22 protein-coding genes are annotated in these 20,311 nt (G+C 57.8%); 9 read left to right on the plus strand and 13 right to left on the minus strand.

Features of this window, described 5'->3' with window-relative positions; translation table 11 throughout:
- From B7L68_RS01800 to B7L68_RS01820, 5 genes are all read right to left on the minus strand, one after another.
- The coding region (locus B7L68_RS01800; RefSeq protein ID WP_143615280.1) for a class I tRNA ligase family protein at window positions 1-206 on the minus strand (206 nt) is incomplete at its 3' end.
- Window positions 207-261: 55 nt separating this feature from the next.
- Window positions 262-966, minus strand: coding sequence for a polyprenyl diphosphate synthase (gene uppS, locus B7L68_RS01805; protein WP_081245979.1), 705 nt, complete (start codon window positions 964-966; stop codon window positions 262-264).
- Window positions 956-1,282 carry a methionine--tRNA ligase subunit beta gene (gene metG / locus B7L68_RS01810; RefSeq protein WP_081245980.1) on the minus strand — a complete coding sequence of 109 codons (327 nt, stop codon included), beginning with the start codon at window positions 1,280-1,282 and terminating at the stop codon, window positions 956-958. The genes uppS and metG overlap by 11 nt, the downstream gene beginning before the upstream one ends.
- A 38-nt stretch (window positions 1,283-1,320) precedes the next feature.
- A complete protein-coding gene (locus tag B7L68_RS01815) occupies window positions 1,321-1,713 on the minus strand; it encodes a hypothetical protein (protein ID WP_081245981.1) in 393 nt (130 codons plus the stop codon).
- The gene (locus B7L68_RS01820) at window positions 1,710-3,545 is read right to left on the minus strand and encodes an Ig-like domain repeat protein (protein WP_238136274.1); all 1,836 of its coding nucleotides are present in this window, start codon (window positions 3,543-3,545) and stop codon (window positions 1,710-1,712) included. Before B7L68_RS01820 ends, B7L68_RS01815 begins: the two co-directional genes overlap by 4 nt.
- Before the next feature lie 610 nt (window positions 3,546-4,155).
- Between B7L68_RS01820 and B7L68_RS01825 the strand changes: the two genes are divergently transcribed.
- The gene (locus B7L68_RS01825; RefSeq protein ID WP_081245983.1) at window positions 4,156-4,908 is read left to right on the plus strand and encodes an HAD family hydrolase; all 753 of its coding nucleotides are present in this window, start codon (window positions 4,156-4,158) and stop codon (window positions 4,906-4,908) included.
- Here the strand turns inward: B7L68_RS01825 and B7L68_RS01830 are convergent.
- Genes B7L68_RS01830 through B7L68_RS01850 form a run of 5 tightly spaced genes read right to left on the minus strand, consistent with a single transcriptional unit; the run spans window position 4,881 to window position 7,221 of the window.
- Entirely contained in the window at window positions 4,881-5,645 is a 765-nt protein-coding gene (locus tag B7L68_RS01830) for a cobalamin biosynthesis protein CobQ (protein ID WP_081245984.1), read from the minus strand. The two genes, B7L68_RS01825 and B7L68_RS01830, sit on opposite strands and share 28 nt — an antisense overlap.
- Entirely contained in the window at window positions 5,642-5,875 is a 234-nt protein-coding gene (locus B7L68_RS01835) for a hypothetical protein (protein WP_081245985.1), read from the minus strand. Before B7L68_RS01835 ends, B7L68_RS01830 begins: the two co-directional genes overlap by 4 nt.
- Window positions 5,876-5,897: 22 nt before the next feature.
- Window positions 5,898-6,206: a DNA-binding protein gene (locus tag B7L68_RS01840; RefSeq protein WP_081245986.1), complete on the minus strand. Its 309-nt coding sequence runs from the start codon at window positions 6,204-6,206 to the stop codon at window positions 5,898-5,900.
- A gap of 33 nt (window positions 6,207-6,239) precedes the next feature.
- The gene (locus B7L68_RS01845) at window positions 6,240-6,536 is read right to left on the minus strand and encodes a hypothetical protein (protein WP_081245987.1); all 297 of its coding nucleotides are present in this window, start codon (window positions 6,534-6,536) and stop codon (window positions 6,240-6,242) included.
- Window positions 6,529-7,221, minus strand: a complete 693-nt coding sequence (locus B7L68_RS01850) for a hypothetical protein (RefSeq protein ID WP_081245988.1) — start codon at window positions 7,219-7,221, stop codon at window positions 6,529-6,531. The genes B7L68_RS01845 and B7L68_RS01850 overlap by 8 nt, the downstream gene beginning before the upstream one ends.
- Window positions 7,222-7,354: 133 nt before the next feature.
- Between B7L68_RS01850 and B7L68_RS01855 the strand changes: the two genes are divergently transcribed.
- Together B7L68_RS01855 and B7L68_RS01860 are read left to right on the plus strand one after the other, a co-directional pair.
- Window positions 7,355-8,257, plus strand: coding sequence for a phosphate uptake regulator PhoU (locus B7L68_RS01855; protein WP_081245989.1), 903 nt, complete (start codon window positions 7,355-7,357; stop codon window positions 8,255-8,257).
- A 44-nt stretch (window positions 8,258-8,301) separates the two neighbouring features.
- On the plus strand, window positions 8,302-8,973 hold the full coding sequence (locus tag B7L68_RS01860; protein WP_238136275.1) for a DUF1614 domain-containing protein: 672 nt from the start codon (window positions 8,302-8,304) through the stop codon (window positions 8,971-8,973).
- A 221-nt stretch (window positions 8,974-9,194) separates the two neighbouring features.
- Here B7L68_RS01860 and ribC read toward each other — a convergent pair whose 3' ends face one another.
- The 3 genes from ribC to nrfD all read right to left on the minus strand — a co-directional run bounded on the left by ribC (window position 9,195) and on the right by nrfD (window position 16,028).
- The gene (ribC, locus tag B7L68_RS01865; RefSeq protein WP_081245990.1) at window positions 9,195-9,650 is read right to left on the minus strand and encodes a riboflavin synthase; all 456 of its coding nucleotides are present in this window, start codon (window positions 9,648-9,650) and stop codon (window positions 9,195-9,197) included.
- A 469-nt stretch (window positions 9,651-10,119) separates the two neighbouring features.
- Window positions 10,120-13,494, minus strand: a complete 3,375-nt coding sequence (locus B7L68_RS01870; protein WP_162008391.1) for a molybdopterin-dependent oxidoreductase — start codon at window positions 13,492-13,494, stop codon at window positions 10,120-10,122.
- Between the two features lie 2 nt (window positions 13,495-13,496).
- Window positions 13,497-16,028 (minus strand): NrfD/PsrC family molybdoenzyme membrane anchor subunit, encoded by a 2,532-nt coding sequence (nrfD, locus tag B7L68_RS01875; RefSeq protein ID WP_081245992.1) that lies wholly within the window; start codon window positions 16,026-16,028, stop codon window positions 13,497-13,499.
- A 735-nt stretch (window positions 16,029-16,763) separates the two neighbouring features.
- Between nrfD and B7L68_RS01880 the strand changes: the two genes are divergently transcribed.
- From B7L68_RS01880 to B7L68_RS01905, 6 genes are all read left to right on the plus strand, one after another.
- A complete protein-coding gene (locus tag B7L68_RS01880) occupies window positions 16,764-16,958 on the plus strand; it encodes a hypothetical protein (RefSeq protein WP_081245993.1) in 195 nt (64 codons plus the stop codon).
- Between the two features lie 659 nt (window positions 16,959-17,617).
- Window positions 17,618-17,986 carry a CopG family ribbon-helix-helix protein gene (locus B7L68_RS01885; RefSeq protein ID WP_081245994.1) on the plus strand — a complete coding sequence of 123 codons (369 nt, stop codon included), beginning with the start codon at window positions 17,618-17,620 and terminating at the stop codon, window positions 17,984-17,986.
- Window positions 17,987-18,904, plus strand: coding sequence for a (Fe-S)-binding protein (locus B7L68_RS01890; protein WP_081245995.1), 918 nt, complete (start codon window positions 17,987-17,989; stop codon window positions 18,902-18,904).
- Window positions 18,901-19,170, plus strand: a complete 270-nt coding sequence (locus tag B7L68_RS01895; RefSeq protein ID WP_081245996.1) for a (Fe-S)-binding protein — start codon at window positions 18,901-18,903, stop codon at window positions 19,168-19,170. The genes B7L68_RS01890 and B7L68_RS01895 overlap by 4 nt, the downstream gene beginning before the upstream one ends.
- The gene (locus B7L68_RS01900) at window positions 19,157-19,534 is read left to right on the plus strand and encodes a M67 family metallopeptidase (RefSeq protein ID WP_081245997.1); all 378 of its coding nucleotides are present in this window, start codon (window positions 19,157-19,159) and stop codon (window positions 19,532-19,534) included. Before B7L68_RS01895 ends, B7L68_RS01900 begins: the two co-directional genes overlap by 14 nt.
- Window positions 19,535-19,543: 9 nt before the next feature.
- Window positions 19,544-20,311: Xaa-Pro peptidase family protein (locus B7L68_RS01905; protein WP_081245998.1), on the plus strand; the 768-nt coding region annotated here is incomplete at its 3' end.

Below are 20,311 nucleotides of genomic sequence, written 5' to 3' on the forward strand. Positions count from 1 at the left end.
GTCTGCGGATCCACCCCAAGCTGTATCGCCTCGACCTCTATCGGCGTGCCGTGCACGTCCGAGCCCGACACGAAGACGACCTCATGCCCCCTCAGCCTGAGGTAGCGCGCATATACGTCGGCCGACAGCACCGAGCCTATCATGTTGCCGAGATGAGGCACAGACTGCACGTAGGGCCAAGCGCTGCCTATCACGTATTTGGCCATGGCTCTGCTATCTCCGCTCTTTTAAGGCTTTTATCAAGACGCGCAGAAGGGCAGGCTACCGGCCGAACCTCCTCTGTCTCGCCGCGTATTCCTCCAGGACAAGCCTGAGGTCCTCCCTCTCTATTTCGGGCCAGTATTTGTCGAGGAAGAACAGCTCGCTGTATGCCGTCTGGTACAGCAGGAAGTTGCTCACGCGCTTCTCGCCGCCGGTTCTTATCAACACGTCGGGCTCGGGGTATTTTAAGTACGAGGTGTCTAGGCACTTGAAGAGGGAGCCCTCGTCGATCGTCTCCAGCCGCACCTCGCCGCCCATTATCCTCTTGATGCATCTCACGATCTCGGCCCTTCCGCCGTATCCCAACGCCAGAGTCAAGTCGTAGTCGCCATAGGACGACGTGATGTCCTCAAGCCTTTCCATCTCCTCGACGAGGTCTCTGGGCAACAGGGAGCGATCGCCGATAAATCTGACCTTAATCCTATTCTCGTGTATTATGGGATCCTCCTGAGTCCTCCTTATCTCGTTCTTAAAGATCTTGAACAAAACCTCCAGCTCCATCTTGCTCCTCTGCAGATTTTCCGTCGAGAGGGCGAAGAACGTCATATGCCGTATATCTCTGTATTCGAGGACCCAGGTGGCGAACTTGCGGACCTTCTCCACGCCGTGCCTATAGGCCTCGATGAGCGAAAGCCCGTACTTCCTCGCGTATCTCCTATTGCCGTCAGGTATCACCGCTATGTGTCTAGGCAGCTCAGCAGACATGCTCCCCTATGTGCTCGTCCGACGGCTCCAACAGGGTGAGTAAGGTCGGCTTGTCGCATGTGGCCAGCAGCATGCCTTGGCTCTCATAGCCCATCAGCATCCTCGGCTGCAGGTTGGCCACCACGACGACGTATTTCCCCACCAACGTCTCGGGCGCGTAGCGCTCGGCCAAGCCGGCCACGATCTGCCTCTTCTCCGACCCTAAATCCACCACAAGTCGTATGAGCTTCCGAGAGCCTTCGATCCTCTGCGCCTCTAGGACCTTGCCCACCTTCAGCTCCACCTTCTTGAAGTCGTCGATGCCGATAAGGCTCACGAAGGGGGGTTGCAAAATATATATAAACGTTATGCACTTCAGATTTTGAAATCCCTATATGCGGGGCCTACGGCGTATATCACCACGTTCCTCAGAGCCACGCCCTCCTTGACCTCGTAGTTCATCTGCACCGCGATGCCTTGAGCCACGTGGGCATATGCAGTCCTCTCGACGAAGTTGCCCACCATCCGCTCCTGCACCGGCGTCACCGTGGCGAAGTCGTCGCCGCTGGCCGCCAGGTATATATCCAGCCGTTGGAGCAAGCCGTCGGCGGATACCCTACACTCTATGAACACAGGCCCGTCGACCTTCCTCAACTCCATGGGGACCCCCATCTTCTTCAGCCTCGACAAGACCGCGGAGACCGTGGACGCCACCTGGTCGCGGCTTGGAAGCGGCAGAATCAACACGGCCGGAGGAGCCGATATCATGAAGCACCGTATCTACGCCTCTTTAACTTTATCGCCACTACCGCCGCGTAGGCCGACGCCGCCGCTACGCCGTACCCCAGGACTATCATTACGGGAATCCCGAAGAGGCTCTCGACGACCGACACGGCGATCGCGTTGGAATAGTTCCCGGCCACATACGGATTTCCTCCGTAGTACGCCTTGATCTCGTAGGAGCCTGGATTCGGCAGAGATATCTCGACGGTCTCTCTGCCGCTATTTATATATTTAGTAAAGGTATAATTATTACCATTATTTAAATTAATTACATATATATAAATAGTGCCGTTAACAATATTAGACTCAGTTAATATCGTCAAATATATATCTATGGGGGAATTGGGGACGGCGAGCTTCCGCGGTATCTCGATCGCCACCTGGGAGGGGTTCTTCAGTACGTAGACCGCCGTGGACGAGTTGCATTGGTAATACCTCGCGTCGCCTCTAAATACGGCGAATATGGTATGGAGGCCGGTGTAGTTGAAGGATAGAGGGAGCGCGAGGGATTCGCCGAGATACCTCCCGTCAAGATATATCGCCGGCACTACCGATGAATTTATCAATATCTCATATTTCCTTAAAACGTATATAGCCGATGAATTTAGAGATATATTTATAGTGCATCTAGCCTTTTCTATATATATTATTGTTGTAGATACCGCATTTGAGTAGTTCCCGGAGAAGCTCTGGAAATACGCCGTTATGTTGAAAACGCCGCTTCTGGGCGGGCGCCACGTGGTCTTGATCTGGGGCCCTTGGCCGCTGTATATAAGCGTGTTGTTCACGTAGATAGAGATGCGGCCGGGGACTTGGGGGCTTATCGAGGCGGATATGGGCACCGACGCTCCGTAGACGGCCCTCTGAGGCGCCGCCACCGACAGCACGACGCCGGCGCTCCTGACGACCAGCTGGAATGTAGCGCTCGCGGGGTACAGATCGCCGTTGCCCGGAAACGAGACGTACACGACGTAGGAGCCCGCGGGCAGCGCAGGAAGCCGGACTGAGGTACTGCCGAAGATCTGCACGGCGCCTGTGTAGTTGCCCACGGCTATATCTAGGACGCCCGAGACGGGCCTCCCGTAGACGTAGAGGCCCAGGGTCACGTTCGGAATCTCGCCGTAGACGGCTGCCACGTACCTAGGGACCGACAGCTCTGGGACCGACTTGGCCACCACTATAGCGGCGTTTACGCTAGCCTCCATGAAGTTCCTACTCGAAGGGATAAACGTGACAGTGGCGTTGTGCAGTCCGGCTCCCAGCGTCAGCGTATCCACGACGTCGCCGAAGCTCCTCCCGTCGACCGACACGACGATCTTGCCAGTAGGCCTCAACGTGGACCTGGCCGACGCGTTGAAGACGAGGATCTGGCCGTACGAGGCCAACACGATCTGGCCCAGCGGCGATCCGTTCACATACACCTTAAGGCTCACAGGCGCCGGCAACACCTTGATAAGCCTGGCCGCGCTCGACTGGGTCGTGTTGGCCGTGGCGTAGGCGACAACCGTGAAGTTGTACGTCCCGACGTCCAGCAGAGGCAGGTACAGCGAGAGAGGGGTTGTGCCGGTCGCTATAAGGGAGCCGTTTATAAATATGCCGATATTAGATTTATAATAATTATTGAACAAGTATGTATTTATTGTATATTTATTATTGGTTCCATACGTGATTGAATTGTTTAAATCTATAGTTATGTTGGGAGCCGCCGGAAGCACCTCAACTGACGCGCTAAGTAGCTGAACTCCATCTTGACTTATCATCAACGTGTAGTTGCCGGCCGCCAGGGCGTACGGCGGCAGGGATATGCTGGACGTCACCGGAAGGCTGACTCCGCCTATAGACGCAGTGCCGGGACTGTAGAGCGGCGGATTTAAAGAAATATTAAGCGCCTGACCATAATATACTATATTGGTGGAAATCGCTGGAGATACTACATAGGTTAAATTTATGTAGTATGATTCATTTGTCAACAAGATATTATATAGGCCGGAGTAGGAAGGAGTATAGACGCTGCCCATTGGGACATATATGCCGTTTAGATATTCGCGTAAATTACTACAGGTCGATGAGACATTGATAAATATGGATGTGGTAAAATTATAAGAATTGGTATATTTTATAGTACATATATTAGCTACATTTAATATATTTTCCGTATTATTTATCAGCACAATTATCTCATCTCCGGTCGGATAGAGTCCTATATTTACTATATTATTATATATTTTCTTAAATACTATAGTTGCATTTATTATATTAATATCTGTATTATTTATATTTATATTATTTTTAAAAACTATCGTGAGGTTGGTGTAGGTTGCTTTATTGACCACCTTCGGCGATATGGTATAGCTGGGCTGCGGCTCCGCGAAGAAAGACGGCGGAAAATCTGCGTAAATATTAATACCGAGTAGAAGGATTGTTGATATGAGCGTCAAGGCCATTACTTTCGACGTCTGGGGCACGATCTTGCCTGTGGAGCCCGCTATAAAGGTTGTCGCCGACGTGTTGACGAGAGCGCTCGGCGGCAGAGTCCCGTGGAGCTCCGTCTACTCCTTCGTCCATGAGGAGAGGCGCTCCCTGAAGCTGGCCCGTAGGGAGCGGCAGGAGTTCGTCCCTCCTACCTACAACCTCTACAGAATCAAGCGGAAGCTTAAGGAGCGGGGGATAGCGGCCGATTTCGACGTCTATGAGGCGCAGAACGAGATAGATAAGGCCATCGGCAGCCTCGACGTGAGGCCTTTCCAAGACGCCCTGGACGCCCTGAAGGCCGTCAAGGACGACGGATATAAGGTGGGCGTCGTGTCCAACATACTTCTCTGGAGGTCTGGAGCCACCAGGGAGCTCCTCTCCAAGCTGGACGTAGCCGGGCTGCTGGACGCCCAAATATACGCCGACGACGTGGGGTCCGTGAAGCCGAGCCCGCGTATATTCGAGATGGCGCTCACCGTGTTGGTGGGCGACATGATGCCCGACGTATATCTACACGTCGGCGACGACTTCTATGAGGACTTTATGGGCGCGTTGATGGCCGACTACGGGTCGGTGCTGGTGGATAGGGGAGGGCTATATATAAAGAAGGAGTACCACGAGGCGGTGCCGTGCCGCGCGTACATAATCCGCGACCTCAAGATGCTCGGCGTCATAACCCATCAGATGGAGAGCTGCGAGGCCAGATAGCGGATGTAGGAGAGCAAAGCCGCAAGTCCCTGGGACTCCTCGGGCCTCAGCTTAAGGGACTCGATCTCCAGCGCCTGTCTCGAGGCCTCGAAGAGGGGATCCGCCGGTATTATGTGGGGCTCCTCGCCGAACATATCCCTCACCATGTCCGGCCAGTTCCGTCCGTACACGCCGGCCACGTCGTGGTCCTTTACGTACATATTTATAATCGGCCTCAACACTCTGCCGCCCACGATCTTCGCGACGCCGGCCGTCGACATTATTGAGGACATATCTGGAGTCACCACGGGCACGGTGAAGTCGAGAAGGCCGGCGGCGCCCCAGTCGTAGCCCGCCGGCGGCGAGTCCAATATGGCGACCAGCGGGCCCAGCATATCGCCGATCTGCCTTATCAACGCCTCCAGAAGCCTCCTGGAGACGGCGACCGGCTTGTTCATGAAGGAAAAGACCACGTTGAACTCGCCCTGCTGGACCTGCCATCTCCTCAAGTAAAGCGCCTGGAGGGGGTTCGATATCCGGCCCTCGAAATACTCCGATAGGCTCGCCATGTTCTGCAGGCCGTAGGAGCCGGCCAGCAACATGGCCGCTGTGCCGATTCCCGGCGTCGTGTCTATCAACACCACGGGATATTTGGCCTTGCCCCGCAACGCGTATGCCAGCACGACGGCTGTGTTGACCGCCAGAGTGGTCTTGCCGGTGCCGCCCTTAAGGCCCGATATAAACGCCAACGTCTTCATTCCAGCTCGGGGGGTTGCGCCGGCCGTCTCTTGAGCTCCTCGGGCGTGGGCATGGGCCGAGGCGCCGCCGCGGGCTTCTCCTCTACGGGCCGCCTCCCCTGGGGCAACAGTATGAGCACGGCCCCGATGATGTATATCGCCACGGCTATCACGTTGGATATCAACACGTGCGACGCCAAGAGCGTCAGCACGGCGACCGCGGTGAGCAATAAGCCTATGTACTGTTTCACATGTCGCTAAAAGAGGGATTAATTAAGTTCTTTCGGCTATAATGACGGTCCGCCTGACTATATCGCAGACGGCCTCCATGTCGCTCCTCGCGGCGGCCTCCCACAGCTGCGAGCCGCGCCTCAAGATGTACTTCTTGCCTATCTTCTCAAGGAGCCCTTGGGCCAGCAACGCCTCGCATACGGCGGCTACCCTCAGGGTGACCGACCGCGTGGTTCTGAACTTCTCCTCGGACCACCGCGAGACGTCGCCCACGGTGAAGCTAACTACGTTGCCCCTGGCGCCCTCCACGAGCTTAGCAAGGTATCTCCCCAAGATCTCGCAGACCTCCACGGACAAGCCCTCAATATCTAAATATATAGTTTTCTATCTGGCGGAGTAGATGAGCCTCCCCTCGTCGTCCAGACGGCGTCTTATCTTTCCCGACTTGGCCAGAAGGTCCACGGCCCTCATGATGTCGGCGGCCTTATACCCCTTCGACTTCCCCCATTCGAACAGATCCTCCTTGGACACAGCCCCTCTGTCGGCTATATAGCCATACACGGAGTCGCCTATATCCTCCGGCCGGGCCGGCGCCTCGCGCCCCTCGGCGGATTCGCCGACGCCCAGATAGTCGAGCAGGCCGCCCCCCTTCCTCTCGCCCTGCTGCCGCCGCCTAGCCATGAGATAAATCACCCATATTTATTTCAACAGAGAAGCGCCTCTCCAGCGCGCGCGACGCGCATTCGGGATCCAGCTGGACGATGCCCAGAGGTCTCTGCGGCTTGGAGCAGGCCCTCAGCCACTCAGGCACGTCCTCCATATAGGCAACGCCGCCTATGACGGAGCCGTTGCCGGCGAAGGCCCTCGCGACGGGATCCCCCAGATACTCCACACGTCTGCCCTCCTTCCTGACGAGGCCCACGTCGACGGCGATGGCCAGAAGCGACTTAAAAGCCACGTTGTTTATCCAGCCGGACGGCGTGATCTCCGCCAGCCTTTTGTTCAAGGCGTCGTGGAGCTCCTCAAGCGTGGCCGCGCCCATGGCCTCGACGAGCTCGGCCAATAGCCTATATTGGACGAGGGCCGAGCTAAGGAGGGGGTGGAAGACCGCGGGGCCTATCGACCGATATATGGAGAGCAGCTCGTAGGCCAGCTTGGTCGGCGCGACGTTTTTGTCGGACACCGCCACCAGCCCGAGCCTTTCGAGAAACCGCGTTATGTCGCCCTTACCCTTCCCGAAGTCGAGGCCATCTTCTTTCAACTCCTCAAGGGAGGCCGACCCCCTCTGGACCACCGCCTGTAGATACCTCACGAGCCTGTCCAGCCGGATAGGCGGAAAGGGTATGCTCCTCTGGACGTGGAACATCGGCCCTATATGGGCTCCCGCAATAAATGGAAAAGCATTGCGAATAATCATATCTGGATAATCCACAGCGCGTTGAACAAGTACAACGCGTAGACCTAGGTGATGCTTATTAATCGATAGTTATACAGCACTTATGGAAATTAGAAAGTTGATAAGGATAGGTGAGAGGTCGTTCGGAGTCACTCTTCCGCGAGAATGGGTTGAGTCTAACCAGCTGAAGGTGGGCTCCCCCATAAAAATACTCACCGAGGCGAATAAAATCTTGATACTTCCCGCCACCGCCGAAGGCGTAGCCGTCGCCGTATCGTTGAAGGAGGAAGATGTGGAGAAGGCTCTGCGCGATGTGATAGCATATTATATCGAGGGCGTAGACGAGATAAGCATAGAGTCCGGCAACATATCGGCCTTGGTCGGGAAGGTCGAGGGCCGGCTGCCCGGCGTCGTGGCGCTCGAGTCGGGGGGCAAGCTGAAGCTGAGGATAGTGACCAAGGAGGACGTCGACATCGACGAGGTGGTTAGAAGCATGTATACAACCGTCATGGCCATGTTCCACCTATTTCTAGACTTCATCAGGGGACATGACGAGGAGGACGCCAGAGAGCTGCTTCGCATGGACGACCAGCTGGACCGCCTCTACTTCCTGTCCCTAAGGACCATAAAGAAGAACATCTACCAGAACCCGCAGGGCTTTGTGGACTACGCAATAGTGGTCAAGAACCTGGAGCACATGGGCGACGCCCTCGACAGATCGACAAACTACCTCAAACAGAACAAGGTGGGCTGCCACGAGGAGCTGGTCGGCGAGTTCGAGAACCTGCAGAGATACGCCGAGGAGGCCGCGAGGTCCTTCCTGGAGAACCGGCACGAAGGCGCCTTGAAGGTAATACTGGAGAGGGAGTCAGTTTTTAAACGGCTATTGGCGCTCTCCTCGTGCGAAGGCGTGGCGCCGATAATGCACGAGGCGATGCTGATAACGGCCCTAGCGGCGGACATAGCGGAGGCCGCCTACTCGAAATTCGTGCGGCAAAGAACATAGGGGGCGCCGGACGCATAGTCTTCTCGCCGCCCTTCACAGGCGTGATGGGGGCCATATACGCCGTGCTCGCGTTGTTGTTGATGCCGTCGTATTCAGCCGGCCTGGCGACCGTGCTGCACACGATAGGGGTCGGCCTTCTGGAGTCGACGGCGGCGGCCGCGGCCTCGACCTTCCTCAGCCTTCTGCTGAGCCCCTTCCATATAGTGATATATACTGCTAGGAGGAGGGTCTACTACCCCTCGGTGGGCGTTATGTACGTTTTCGGAATCCCTATCCCGGTCCCCCAGATAGCGGTCCAGGAGCAGACGGCCAGGCTCGCCGTGAATATAGGCGGCGCGTTGATACCGCTTGCCCTATCTACCTATATCTTCGCGAAGTTGCCTCCGCAGTACGCACTGGGGACCGCCCTGGCGGCTCTCGCCGCCTCCGTCGCCGTCTACTTCATGAGCAGGGTCGTCCCGGGCGTGGGGGTGGTCACCCCCGGCTTCCTGCCTCCCATAGTGGCGTTTCTGTTCGCGCTGTGGGCCGGCCGTCTGACTCCGGCGGTGGCCTATATAGTGGGCGTCTACGGCACCCTGCTGGGGGCCGACGTCTACAACATCAAGAGGATCCTCGCGCAGATGCCCCCGCTGGCATCTATCGGCGGGGCCGGCGTCTGGGACGGCGTATACCTAACCGGGATCATGGCGGCTACGCTGGGCCTGTTGTTCAGATAGAGAAATACGGGCGGCGGCATACTTGGGGGGTACGCCGGGGTTTCCATCGACCGCCCGTTGATGCCAACTCCATATGCCTATATATGGCTTTCTATTGATATCAGCAAAATAGAAACATGATATATATCAAAAAATTTTGTTTTTATTTTTTAATAGGAACCTCGCCGTATCTATTTGAACATAAACGACACGGTAATAATAATAATTTTATTTCTCTTTTTCTAAATTATTGGGCCTACGTCGGGCCTCCCCTGCCTCAAGCCCATCCCGGCGAGCCGCGAGAGATCTCCCCGCAGCAGGGCCACCAGGTTTCTCGCGTGTTTCCGCGACCTATCGACCGCGATGGATTTCAGCTCCCGCTCGTCGGCGGCCTCGTCCTCGTGCACCGTCACGTCGAGGATCAATACGTCCAGGTGCATCTGGAGCTCTATCAGACCGATGGACATGGCCAAATAGCTGAGCTTGTCCGTGAGGGACGGCCCGACCCAGCCCAGCACGAGCAACGCCGTGCAGCCCTCCCGAGCGAGCTTCTTCGCCCCCCATATGGTGTTCTTGATGCCGGGCACCGTGATCCGCCTCACCTCGACGTCGGGGGCAAGGCTCTTGATCTCGTCGATGGCCTCAGACGCCATGTCGACTCTGGCGAACGTGGTGTCCACCACGCCTATGCAGTCCATGGGCCGACCACAAGCTAAATATATATCTAGCCACCAAGTTCTGCGGCGGTTGGAAGACAAGGGCCGTCGTGATGCGTCTCGCCGACCTCATGTCTCCATCCTCCCCGGCGGCATTTTTGACGCCCTCGATGGGCGCGACGGCGGCCTCAGCGAGGCGGTTCAGCATCCTGACTATGTAGCCAGAGGACCGCCGCGGCGGTAGCCCCGGCCGAACGGCCTCCAGATCGCCTAGGTGCCTTCTGAGTAGCACCTCCGTTGCATCGGCCACGCGGCGCGGGGCGAAAGCAGGCTTACAAGCCCCATGTCCTCCGTTTCGTTCTTCATGAACATACAAGGAGTCCGGGGGGAGTATCAGGGTTCCTTCTGGATAGATTGTTTTGGCTATAAATACCAAGTATAATAATTTAATTATTGATAAAAACTGATCTTTAAAATATAATATTTTAAATAAATAAAAATTGACTTATGATCACCAACTCCACAGATTCGCCAAAGACGTCGGATACTGGCCGTTTGCTACTGCCTTAGGCTTCTCTATCTTAACTATGTTGACCATCGTATCGAAATACGATGCTTGGTAGCTGATCGGATCCACTAACGGCGCGCCGACGTTGTACTTGTCCGGCAACATCAGAGGATTTACGTTGAGGCCTCTCCTACGCCTCGGGTCGGCCTTTATCGTCACGCCGTCTATCACAGCATCCGTGGCCCCCCATCCCCAGTGCATGTAGTCCAGTACCACGCTCACCGCCCCAGGACGTATGGCCGGCGTTATCAGCACAGGCCCCTCGATGTACATCTTCCCGAGTGGCCCCAAGTCGAGCTCGCCCGAGTTGAATGATGGACTTTCCAATCTAACGAAGTCGCCGTTCTTAAGGCCGAGGCTCTTGGCGTCCTCCGGGTTCATGAGCACGTGCGGATACGGCAGAATCGACAACTGGGACCAGTACTCCACTATGGTGCGCTTGGCGATGAATACCGGCTTGAAGGTATGTAGATAGAACTTGTAGCCCGTCTGATCGATAGGCGTGCCGTCCGAGTATGTCGGCGGGTAGTACTTCGGAATTCCGGAGTAGTATTGGCCGGTCACGCTGTCCTTGGTCATGGCGAGGGCCTCGCTGAATATGTTAAACAGGCCTGGGAATCTATTTACCTTTATGTATTCTCCCTCATATAAATTGCTTGGCGGCGCTGCGCGTCCGCCCCTGTTGAGCACGTACACTACCTTGCGCCACCAGGGACCCACGGCCGCCTGCCACTTCTGTGGGTCGAACACGCTCGGCGGCAGATGCCTGCGCGCTTTTAGGAACAGCTCCATCTCCTCGTCGTCCGCATCGGGCACCTCATCGCCGGGCGCGCTCCCGGCGGCCACGTTGGCCACTTCCTTGAGGTGGAAGTGCTCCGGCCTCGTGAAGGGAACGCCGGGGCCGAATCCATCAGGCCCGAACCCGGGCAGGTTCATCTTCTCCGCGATGGCCAACAGCACGGCCTCCATGCTTATCGGCATCTGCTCGCCGTAGACCGTGACCGTCTCGGTCATGGGAGGGGCGGCCGGCTGCCTCACGACGGCGAACTTGCTTACCGAGCTCATGCCCTGAGGCGATGGAGACTCCACCATCCACTGCTCTAGGTATGTCACATCAGGGAAGATGTAGTCTGCGTATATCGACGTATCCCCTATGTCCGTGTCTATCGCTATTATGAGCGGGATCGTGTCGAGGTCGAGGAGCGCATTTATTTGCTCCTGGTTCGCAGGCGATAGGTTGGCCACATTGTTGGCATACAAGATGGCGATCTTGATGGGATAGGGATATTTGGCCTTGGCGGAGGGCAGAATGTCCTGGAAGCCGCCTACACCCGCGGGGCTGACCCAACCGAACGGGAACCACGAACGCTTGGCCGGGTAGCCTTGCTCCTTGTATAGGGTCGTCATCTCATATAGGTAGCCGGCCCTCATGATGCTGACCCCGAAGGGCGTCAGCCCATTCGGGACCCCCATGACGTTGAACGCGCGGCCAGATGCCGTCGGCCAGCCCGCGGCCCCTACGGTCAGCCCGCCCTTGAAGTCGGGGTTGCCTATCAACACGTTGAGGAGCTGTATGGCCATGCCCGCGTAGGTTCCGTTGTAGTGGGCTATCGGTCCTCTGTAGACGTCCACGGCAGCCTTATGGCCGTGGCTCGTGAACTCTCTCGCCACGTCCTCCACATCGGAGGGATTCGCACCGGCCAGCTGGCACCACTCATCGAAGCTCTTGGAAGATGCCTCCTCCCAAAGTAGCTGGAAGGCAGACTTGACCCTGATTCCGTTTATGGTAGTGTCCACGAACAAATCGCCTACAACGGGGTTCTTGTCGTCGTAGGGGTTGAACGCCACAGGTTGCCCGTTGACCATGGCCACGAAGTAGTCATATGGATTGGCCCCGCTCGGCACTTGAAGCCCCAGATCCGCGGCGCGCACGAATCTGCTGGCCCTCCCGTCGGGCTCTATCTTCACGAGCCACGTAGCGTTGGTCCAGTGCAAGTAGCCGTTCTGCTGGGCCGCGGCCTTGTTGGCCGCGCTGAGAAACGTTGCGTCGTAGCGCTTGTTCTCAATTATCCACCTTATCATCGCCATCGCGAGGGGCAGATCCCCTCCAGGCTTCACCGGGATCCACTTCCAGGCCTTCGCGGCAGTCGTGCTGTACCTCGGATCGATCACCGCCAGCTTTAGGCGCCCGCTGACCAGGCCGTCGGTTATCTGCTCCGTGACGGTGACAGGACCGTAGCTCGCCTCGAACGGGCTGGTGCCCCAGGCTATGACGAACTCGGCGTTGGCGTAGTCGGGCTTAGCGGTGGCCGGCCCTGGGAGCCATCCGTGGACGGGCTGCCCGGGGCCGATGCCGGTCTTGTCCCACCCGACGTACTGGGCTGTAACCAGCTTGACGGACACGTGGTGCGCTATCTCGCAGAACGATAAGTGATCCAGGACGTTGACGGAGCCCAGGGAGTACTTGGTGAACCTAATTGCGAGGTCGTACCTGCTGCCCTCGATGCGGCTGGCGAAGAATATGAACTGGTTGTTCTTGGGGCCCAGGTCCGGATGGTCGGGATCGATGAGGACGTCGAGGTGATCCTTGTACTTGGCCTTGAACTCGTCCACGGTCATCTGCCCCATCATTATCTTCTGCACGTCCGCCGCCATCGAGGCTGCGAGCTGGGGGTCCCTCAGCTTTATCACGTCCTTGAGCCCTTCGATGTACCTGTTCTCCTCGCCCGGCACATCCTTGAATAGATAGCCGCCGTTCACAATCTCCTCTATTGCCTGCTCGAACGGGATGGAGATCCACTTATTGGAGCCCCTGGGACCTGCGCGCTTCAGAACCTTCACAACCCTATAGGGGTCGGCGTAGTCCTGAATGCCGGCCTGGCCCTTGGGGCAGAGCTTGCCGTCTATGATCGCCGCCTGCTTAGGGGACATATCGTACGGGAGCCAAGGCAACATGTTCGTCGGTATGTAGGGATTCCCGTCGATCTTGACCGGATAGCCGTTCCCGTTCTTATCATATTGTATCTTCACCTTTATACCGCAGTTGTTGTGGCACATGAAGCAGGCGGAGTAGATTATGTTCTCCGGGTGCGCGAGCTGATATACATTATAATCGTTGTAGAAGACCTTGGATCCTTCGATAGAGCCGTTGGAACTGGATCCGCCGGCCGAGCCGTTGGTCGGGACCGGGGGGGATTGAGCCGCGGAGAGCAACGCCGAGAACGCCGCCGCGCCGCCGAGCAACGCGGCCGACTTCAGGAATATCCTCCTCCCCTCGTCCATCGCCCTTCCCTTCCTGGCAGTCTCGTTCCCGCTCATGGTCATCCCACAAGCGGCACCCCCTCCTCCATCATGGGCTCTGTGAGACCTATGTAGTAAACGTTCGGCTCGGTGCCGAGCTCCTCCTTGAGCCTGGACGCGCCCTGCTCGCGGATCAGCTTCGAGACGAGGCTGTCCGGGTCGTTGAGATCGCCGAAGTAGGTCGCCCTGCCAACGCAGGTCGTGACGCACGCAGGCAACATCCCGGACTCGAGCCTGTGGATGCAGAAGTGGCACTTATGCGCGTTGAACTTAGGCGACTTCCTGCTGTCCACCGGACGATCCCATATGTCAACACCGTACTCAAACGACGTCCAAGTATCGTAGTACTCGATCTTGGGCGTCCCATCCGTGTAGTTGAGGCCCCAGTCGAAGGTCCTGGCCTGGTAGGGGCAGGCGCTGATGCAGTATCTGCAGCCCATGCATGCATTGTAATCGATTGCGACTATGCCATCGGGCCTCTTGAAGGTGGCGGCCACAGGGCAGACTCTGACGCATGGCGGGTCGTCGCACTGCATGCAGGGCCTCGGAAGGAAGGTGGCCGACACGTTAGGATAGCTGCCGTGAACGCTCACCACAACCGGCCTGTAGACGACTCCGGGGGGCTCCTTATTCTCGACTTTGCACGCCACTGTACATGCAGAGCAACCCACGCATTTACGCGCATCGATGACCATCACCCACTTACGCTGGTTCGCGGGCTTGGCGAGGGCGCGCTTCAGATCCTCCATCATCCTATAAATTGGGCTCTGCTCGTACCCGGCCGGAACCTGTATCGTCGGCTGGCCCGGCAGCCATGTGTACGGCTGCGACCAGCTCTCGTCGTCGAAATCCGTCTTCGCGACGGCCACCTGCGCGGCCTGTGCAACTAGCGGGGAAACCGCGACAACCCCCTCGCCGGCGGCCTTCACCAGTTTATTCTCCTCCACGAGGTTGGGCCTCTCGGCTCCCTCCCTGCGAGTCAGGCTTTCAATTATCTTAGTGCTGATCGCCGCCAGCCTCTCGCGTTCCCTGGCTATGAGGGCCCTCGCCGCTTGTCCGCCGTATGCCAGCGCAGATGACGCCACCCTGGTCAGGGCACTCCAGTTGATGGAAACAGCCGCTAAGAATCCGGCCGTCGCCAAGCTGGCGGACCTCAGGAACCCCCTCCTCTCCATCAGCTTAGGCCCGCCCACGCCGCCGCTGATGGGGCCCGTCGATCCCCCGCGCCCCCGCCCAGGCATCGTGGAATCCGCCGCCCGCGGCACGAGCGGCAGGAGGCGGTAGCCGAGATACAGCAACCCAATGCCGAACGCCGCCATGAACATGACCACCTCCCATTCGTGGATGCTCGGGAAGTACGTGTAAACGAGCTTGGGATCTACGTAGGCGTACTGCAGGCCCGGAATCTTCGGCACAGCGAAGGCCGGGATGACCTCAACAAGGCGGACCGCGAAGAAGAAGATGCCTGCGAACGCGCTGCCGATGCCGACGATTATGGGCCTATTCCTGAACCGGTTGCTGAGGAGGATCCCGGGGACGATGAACCCCAGCAGGACCTCGAAGATCCAGAAGACGTACCAGTACTGCCCGAACAGGACCTCGTTCGTAATGGTTATGCTGACGGGGTCCCCGGTTCCGTACCAGACGGGAATTACGAGGTCGAAGGCTATGAGCACGGCGTTCCCGATGAGGAGCCAGTAGACGATCCTCCCCAGATACGCGATCATCTCCCTGAACTCATCATCCTTCCTCGGCCATAGAACCACTAGGATTGCCGTAAGGAGTGCCGCCCCGGAGAACAACGCTCCGGCTATAAACATTATCGGAAGTAGCGTAGTCCACCAGGGATAGGAGAAGTATATGGTGGCCAGTATAGATCCGACTCCGCCGTGGAACCCCAGTGCGAGGACTAGGCCAAACGCCCCCAAATATAGGAAGGACTTGCGAATCGACTCCGCGCTCCTCTTCAGTCTCTCCGGAGAGCTGGCTCTCGGGCGTAACAATTTGGATATCAAATTATTTATACGGGCGCTTCCGCCGAGCGAGCCGAGGCGGCCCTCTATCACGTCGAGGCGGAACAATAGCAGGAGCTCCACGAGGAGGAGCGTGAAGTATATAACGTACAACCACACCACGTCGACCAACACCGAGTGGAACTGGGGCCTATAGAGCGTCTCGATCGCGCGTTCGGGGTGTCCGAGGTCGAGCGCTATCGTGCCGATGGCTATGATCAACAGCACGAGGGCTGTGTAAAGGGACAGCTTAACTATGGGCTCCAGCTTTTTCACACTGAGTACGTTCACGATCACGGAGAGCAAGAAAGCGCCGGCGGAGGCACCTATGAAATACATGTACGTCGGGACGTACAGCCCCCACACCACGTAACTCGTCGTGTTGCCCGAATCCACCGGTGAGGTCAGTTGTTCGTACACCGCTATGGCGCCTATAATAAATGCGGCGGCCCATATTACCAACAATACGACTTTCAGGACCCCGCGCATCGGGCCGTTTACGGCCCTCTGGCCGGGATCCTCTATCCTTTCGCTTGCCATTAAACCTCGCGATTTGCCTCTATTTAACTTTTATGTATTTAATTCTTTCCAGCTCTATTTAACTTTTATGTATTTAATTCTTTCCAGCTCTATTTAACTTTTATGTATTTAATTCTTTCTATTTTTGCCAGCCATAAGACGAAATTATTTAAAAATATTAATTTATACCAACTCCTGCATGTTATAGGCAAAATTTCTATAAAAATATGAATTTATATCAACAAATATATTATCATAGATTAGTGTTTAATCGATTATATAATATATATTCTATTTATTAGTTAATAAATTATATAAGTATGCAAATCCGCCCTGAAAAGATGAGGTGCTGTAGGGCCTATGAACAACAGACAAATGCAAAGAGGACAAGGGGACCTATAAAGTCGATAGAGCTTTTAATACATGAACCGTGTCGGCAATACATATTTTTACAATTCCGGCCTGGTAGGCCGTCGCTCTAGAACAGAAGGTAAAGCCTCTTCATGAAGCAACTTGTTGGCAACTCTAACAGGGAATGCACATATTCTTGGATATTTTCGATGATTTTGGGCATAGACATCTCATACAAGACGGTTGAAATATTGTATTCACACGAGCCGGCCATGATAGCTCTGCATAACCTGCGCAGTCAACTGGCGCTGGGTTCTTGAGAAGTAGGGAACTTTCGACTCGATCTAGCTTGCGCGGGCCCCGGGAGGACAAAAGACGTCGAGAAGAGGGAGCTAGCGGGAGAGGATGTTGGGCGACCTTGACCGCTTCGTCCGCCTCGCCGATATGCAGGGGGTCGACGATAGGGTGGCTGGGAAGCTCGTCGCCCCAGCCCTGGAGCTTATCATGCTGGACAGGGCGCTGAGAGACGAGCTCGATAGGGAGGAGGCCCTCCTCCGCTTCGGCGAGATGCTGGCCACCGCGATAACGACAGCTCCGTAGGGGCTGAGGAGGGCCGAGCGGCCGTTGGAGGAGACGACAGAGATTTGCGGCGGAGTTCGTAGCCTACATACTTCAGAGAGCTAGGGGGAGGGCAGCGCCGTCTATGAAAGGCCCTGGAAGTCGTGGAGGGGAGCGAGGGGCTCCCTAAAGCTGGAGGGTTTCGAGAGCAAGGTCGAGGGGCGTCTCGTGAAGGTCATAGGCGGTGGGGCTTGGCTCGAGGAGGAAAGAAGCAGGAAACCCCTAAAGATCGCCACAACGGCGGGGGTTGACGGCATATGGCGCGACTACGAGGTGGCGTTCGGCAGTGGGGAAACGAAGCCGTGGGCTTCGTCGTCGCCAGGACGGATGCGTCGGGGGCAGGAAGGCAGACGCGGAGAGGCTCGCTATCCTCATAAAGGCCCTAACGGGGAAGCGAAGGTTGTGCCGCATGGACGGCAAGATAGGGATCGTATGCGGCAGGAGCACCTAGACGGCTTCATGCTGTGTGGAGCTCGCAAACGTCATAGAAAGGGGCCTGAGGAGATGGGCCGCCGGTAGGGCCCCAGGTAGCGACTCGGGGGCTAGCCGCCATGTCGCCAAGATAGGCACCACGTCGCCCTTCTGAACTTAAGTCTCTAGGCCCGAGAGTAGCCTTATATTTCAAATCCCCATAGAGGTCCATGAGGAGATTCGGCGTCTCTCTGCCGGACGAGCTCGCGCAGGAGGTCGACAAGATCTCTCAGGAGCTAGGCGTGACCCGCAGCGCGGTGGTCGCGCAGGCCGTGTCGAGCTTCGTCCACACCTATTCCCAACATCTGAGGGACGGCCATAGGTGCCTCGGCGCCGTCATCTCGCTGACGGAGGGCGTGGAGGCGGCGAGCAGAATGATGGAGGAATATAAGGACCTCATAGCGAACTATTCGCACATGCATATAGGCGATAGATGCCTCTCGGTGTTCGTCGTCCACGGCGACGGGAGGCGGATCGGCGAGTTTTTGATGGGCCTCTCCGAGAGGGCCGCCAGGACGTTGTTCACGCCGCTGGAATAAATGGAGGGCTGGATACACGCCCTGCGGGACCTCCTCGTGGACAACCTGAGGCGCAGCAGGTTCCCCCTGCCGGCGGATAGATCCATCTGCAGCCGGTGGGCCTCGGGCCTGCCCGAAGGGGGGCGGCGCGTGTTGTACACCTCCTGTATGTACCAATTGGCTCCTCTGATCGCCAGGGCCGTCGACGTATTGGAGAGAGTCGGCGCGGGCTCCGGCGGCGTGAGGGCCAAGATGGCGGCCGCCGGCGCTAGGCTCTTCGGCGGGCTTCTCCTGAGGCCTTCGGACGAGGAGGCGGGGCGGGCCGACGGCATCCTGCGGAACATCGCCGCCATGTTGGGCAGGGCGGGGGTCCAATTCGGCGTATTGAGGGACGAGCCGTATTCGGGCGCCCTGCTCTACGAGCTGGGGTTCGAGGAGGACTTCGCGTCCTACGCAAGGGAGGTATATAGATACTTCAAGGAGCGGGGGGTCGAGGAGGTGATAACCGTGGATCCCCACACCCACTACGTCTTGGAGAGGGCCTACCCCAAGTACGTGGACGGCTTCGACCTCAAGGTGGTGAGCTACATGGATCTCGTGAGGCCGTCCAGGGCCTCGGTCGCCAAGGCGGTCGTGCACGACTCCTGCCTCTACGCCCGATATCTGGATAGATACGACGTATATAGGCGGTTGCTCGACTCCGCGGGAGTGGCCCGCGTCGAGGATCCCTACGTGACGGGCAAGGCGTATTCGGGATGCTGCGGAGGGCCCATAGAGTCCGTCAGGCCCGACGTGGCCGGCGAGGTCGCCAAGATCAGGTCCAGGCAGCTCTCCAGGCTTTCCGACGTGGTGGTCACCGTCTGCCCCATCTGCCGCGTCAACCTATCCCGGGCGGCGCCGACCCTCAAGGTATTAGACCTAGCCGAGGTCGTATCGTGATAGCCGAGATAGATAGATGCGCTCGGTGCGGCTTCTGCGAGGCCGTATGTCCGACGTACAACGCCGTGAGGATGAGGCACATGGGCCCGCGGGGGAGGCTCCAGATGGCGCGCATAGCGTTCGACGGAGGGGCTCCGTCGAGATACGTCGTCGAGAGCCTGGCCACGTGCCTGAGGTGCAGGGCGTGCGAGTTGGTGTGCCCCGCCTCGATTAGGATAGTCGACGTGATCGTCGAGGCCAGGAGGAGGCTCTATGCGCGTGCCTAGGGCGTTCGTCGAGGAGGCCAGGGGCAGGTGCAACCCCGACGAGGAGTGCGCCGCCTTGCTGTTCGGCGTCGGCGACGCGGCGAGGAGATGGGCTTGGATGGAAAACGCGGCGAGGAGCCCCGTCGAGTTTCGCCTCGACCCGGAGCGCGTCTATAGGGCCATCGCCGACGCGGAGCGGCTCGGCCTGGAGCTGGTCGCAATATTCCACACGCATCCCGGCGCGCCGGTGCCCAGCCCCCTCGACTTGAGGCATATGGCCATGTGGCCCGTGGTGTGGATCATAGGCGATGTCCGCACCATGGAGCTCAGGGCCTGGCGCCTAGAGCGCGGCGTTCTGCGGGAAGTCGATATATACATCTCCTAGAATTACCTCGTGCTGATACTGACCTCGCCGGTGAACATAAGGTACTTCTCGGACGTGGAGCTGGAGACGTACGAGAGGTTCGCCGCCCTGCTGATATGCGGATCCAGGAGGGTGTTCGTGGTGCCCAAGCTGGAGGAGGGGAGGGTGCCCGGACCCGCGTATGTATACTCCGACGGCGAGGACCCCGCCGAGGCCCTGAGGAGGGCCGCGCAGGAGTGCGGAGGCGGCGAGGTCGAGGTGGACGGACGCACCACCTTAAGGGCTTGGGAGGTCGTGAGGCGGGCCTTAGGCGGGATCTCCACGTACAAGATAGCCGACGAGTACATAGACGGGCTCAGGGCCGTGAAGCGGTCGGACGAGGTCGAGAGGATAGCCAAAGCCGCCCAGGCGATAAGGGAGGCCATCGCCGAGGCCTACGCCGGGCTCTCCCCCGGAGTCCCTGAGAGGAAGGCGGCTGCCGACATCTATCTGAGGCTCGTCGAGAGGGGGCTGAGGCCCGGCCCCATATTGGTCCAGTTCGGCGAAAACACGGCGCTTCCCCACCAGGGCCCCACCGGGAGGAGGCTGAGGGAGGGCGACGTGGTCGTGATCGACGTGACGGCGGCCTACGAGGGATACTACGCCGACATAACGCGGACGTTCGCGTTTAGAGGCGAGCCGCCGGGCTTTAGGGAGATATACACGGCCGTCTCGGAGGCCCAGGCGGCGGCGATAGCGGCGGCTAGGCCGGGCGTCCAGGCCGGCGACGTGGACAGGGCTGCGAGATCGGCCTTGATG

It is taken from the genome of Thermoproteus sp. CP80, from assembly GCF_002077075.2.
Lineage (GTDB): Archaea > Thermoproteota > Thermoprotei > Thermoproteales > Thermoproteaceae > Thermoproteus.

Excerpts from the sequence above, each read along its gene's own strand:
- B7L68_RS01845 (WP_081245987.1), bottom strand. The coding sequence starts at position 6,536 with ATGGCTAGGCGGCGGCAGCAGGGCGAGAGGAAGGGGGGCGGCCTGCTC.
- ribC (WP_081245990.1), bottom strand. The coding sequence starts at position 9,650 with ATGGACTGCATAGGCGTGGTGGACACCACGTTCGCCAGAGTCGACATG.
- uppS (WP_081245979.1), bottom strand. The coding sequence starts at position 966 with ATGTCTGCTGAGCTGCCTAGACACATAGCGGTGATACCTGACGGCAAT.
- B7L68_RS01850 (WP_081245988.1), bottom strand. The coding sequence starts at position 7,221 with ATGTTCCACGTCCAGAGGAGCATACCCTTTCCGCCTATCCGGCTGGAC.
- B7L68_RS01825 (WP_081245983.1), top strand. The coding sequence starts at position 4,156 with ATGAGCGTCAAGGCCATTACTTTCGACGTCTGGGGCACGATCTTGCCT.
- B7L68_RS01870 (WP_162008391.1), bottom strand. The coding sequence starts at position 13,494 with ATGAGCGGGAACGAGACTGCCAGGAAGGGAAGGGCGATGGACGAGGGG.
- nrfD (WP_081245992.1), bottom strand. The coding sequence starts at position 16,028 with ATGGCAAGCGAAAGGATAGAGGATCCCGGCCAGAGGGCCGTAAACGGC.
- B7L68_RS01855 (WP_081245989.1), top strand. The coding sequence starts at position 7,355 with ATGGAAATTAGAAAGTTGATAAGGATAGGTGAGAGGTCGTTCGGAGTC.
- B7L68_RS01885 (WP_081245994.1), top strand. The coding sequence starts at position 17,618 with ATGAGGAGATTCGGCGTCTCTCTGCCGGACGAGCTCGCGCAGGAGGTC.
- B7L68_RS01830 (WP_081245984.1), bottom strand. The coding sequence starts at position 5,645 with ATGAAGACGTTGGCGTTTATATCGGGCCTTAAGGGCGGCACCGGCAAG.
- B7L68_RS01900 (WP_081245997.1), top strand. The coding sequence starts at position 19,157 with ATGCGCGTGCCTAGGGCGTTCGTCGAGGAGGCCAGGGGCAGGTGCAAC.
- B7L68_RS01860 (WP_238136275.1), top strand. The coding sequence starts at position 8,302 with ATGGGGGCCATATACGCCGTGCTCGCGTTGTTGTTGATGCCGTCGTAT.
- B7L68_RS01880 (WP_081245993.1), top strand. The coding sequence starts at position 16,764 with ATGTTGGGCGACCTTGACCGCTTCGTCCGCCTCGCCGATATGCAGGGG.
- B7L68_RS01890 (WP_081245995.1), top strand. The coding sequence starts at position 17,987 with ATGGAGGGCTGGATACACGCCCTGCGGGACCTCCTCGTGGACAACCTG.
- B7L68_RS01815 (WP_081245981.1), bottom strand. The coding sequence starts at position 1,713 with ATGATATCGGCTCCTCCGGCCGTGTTGATTCTGCCGCTTCCAAGCCGC.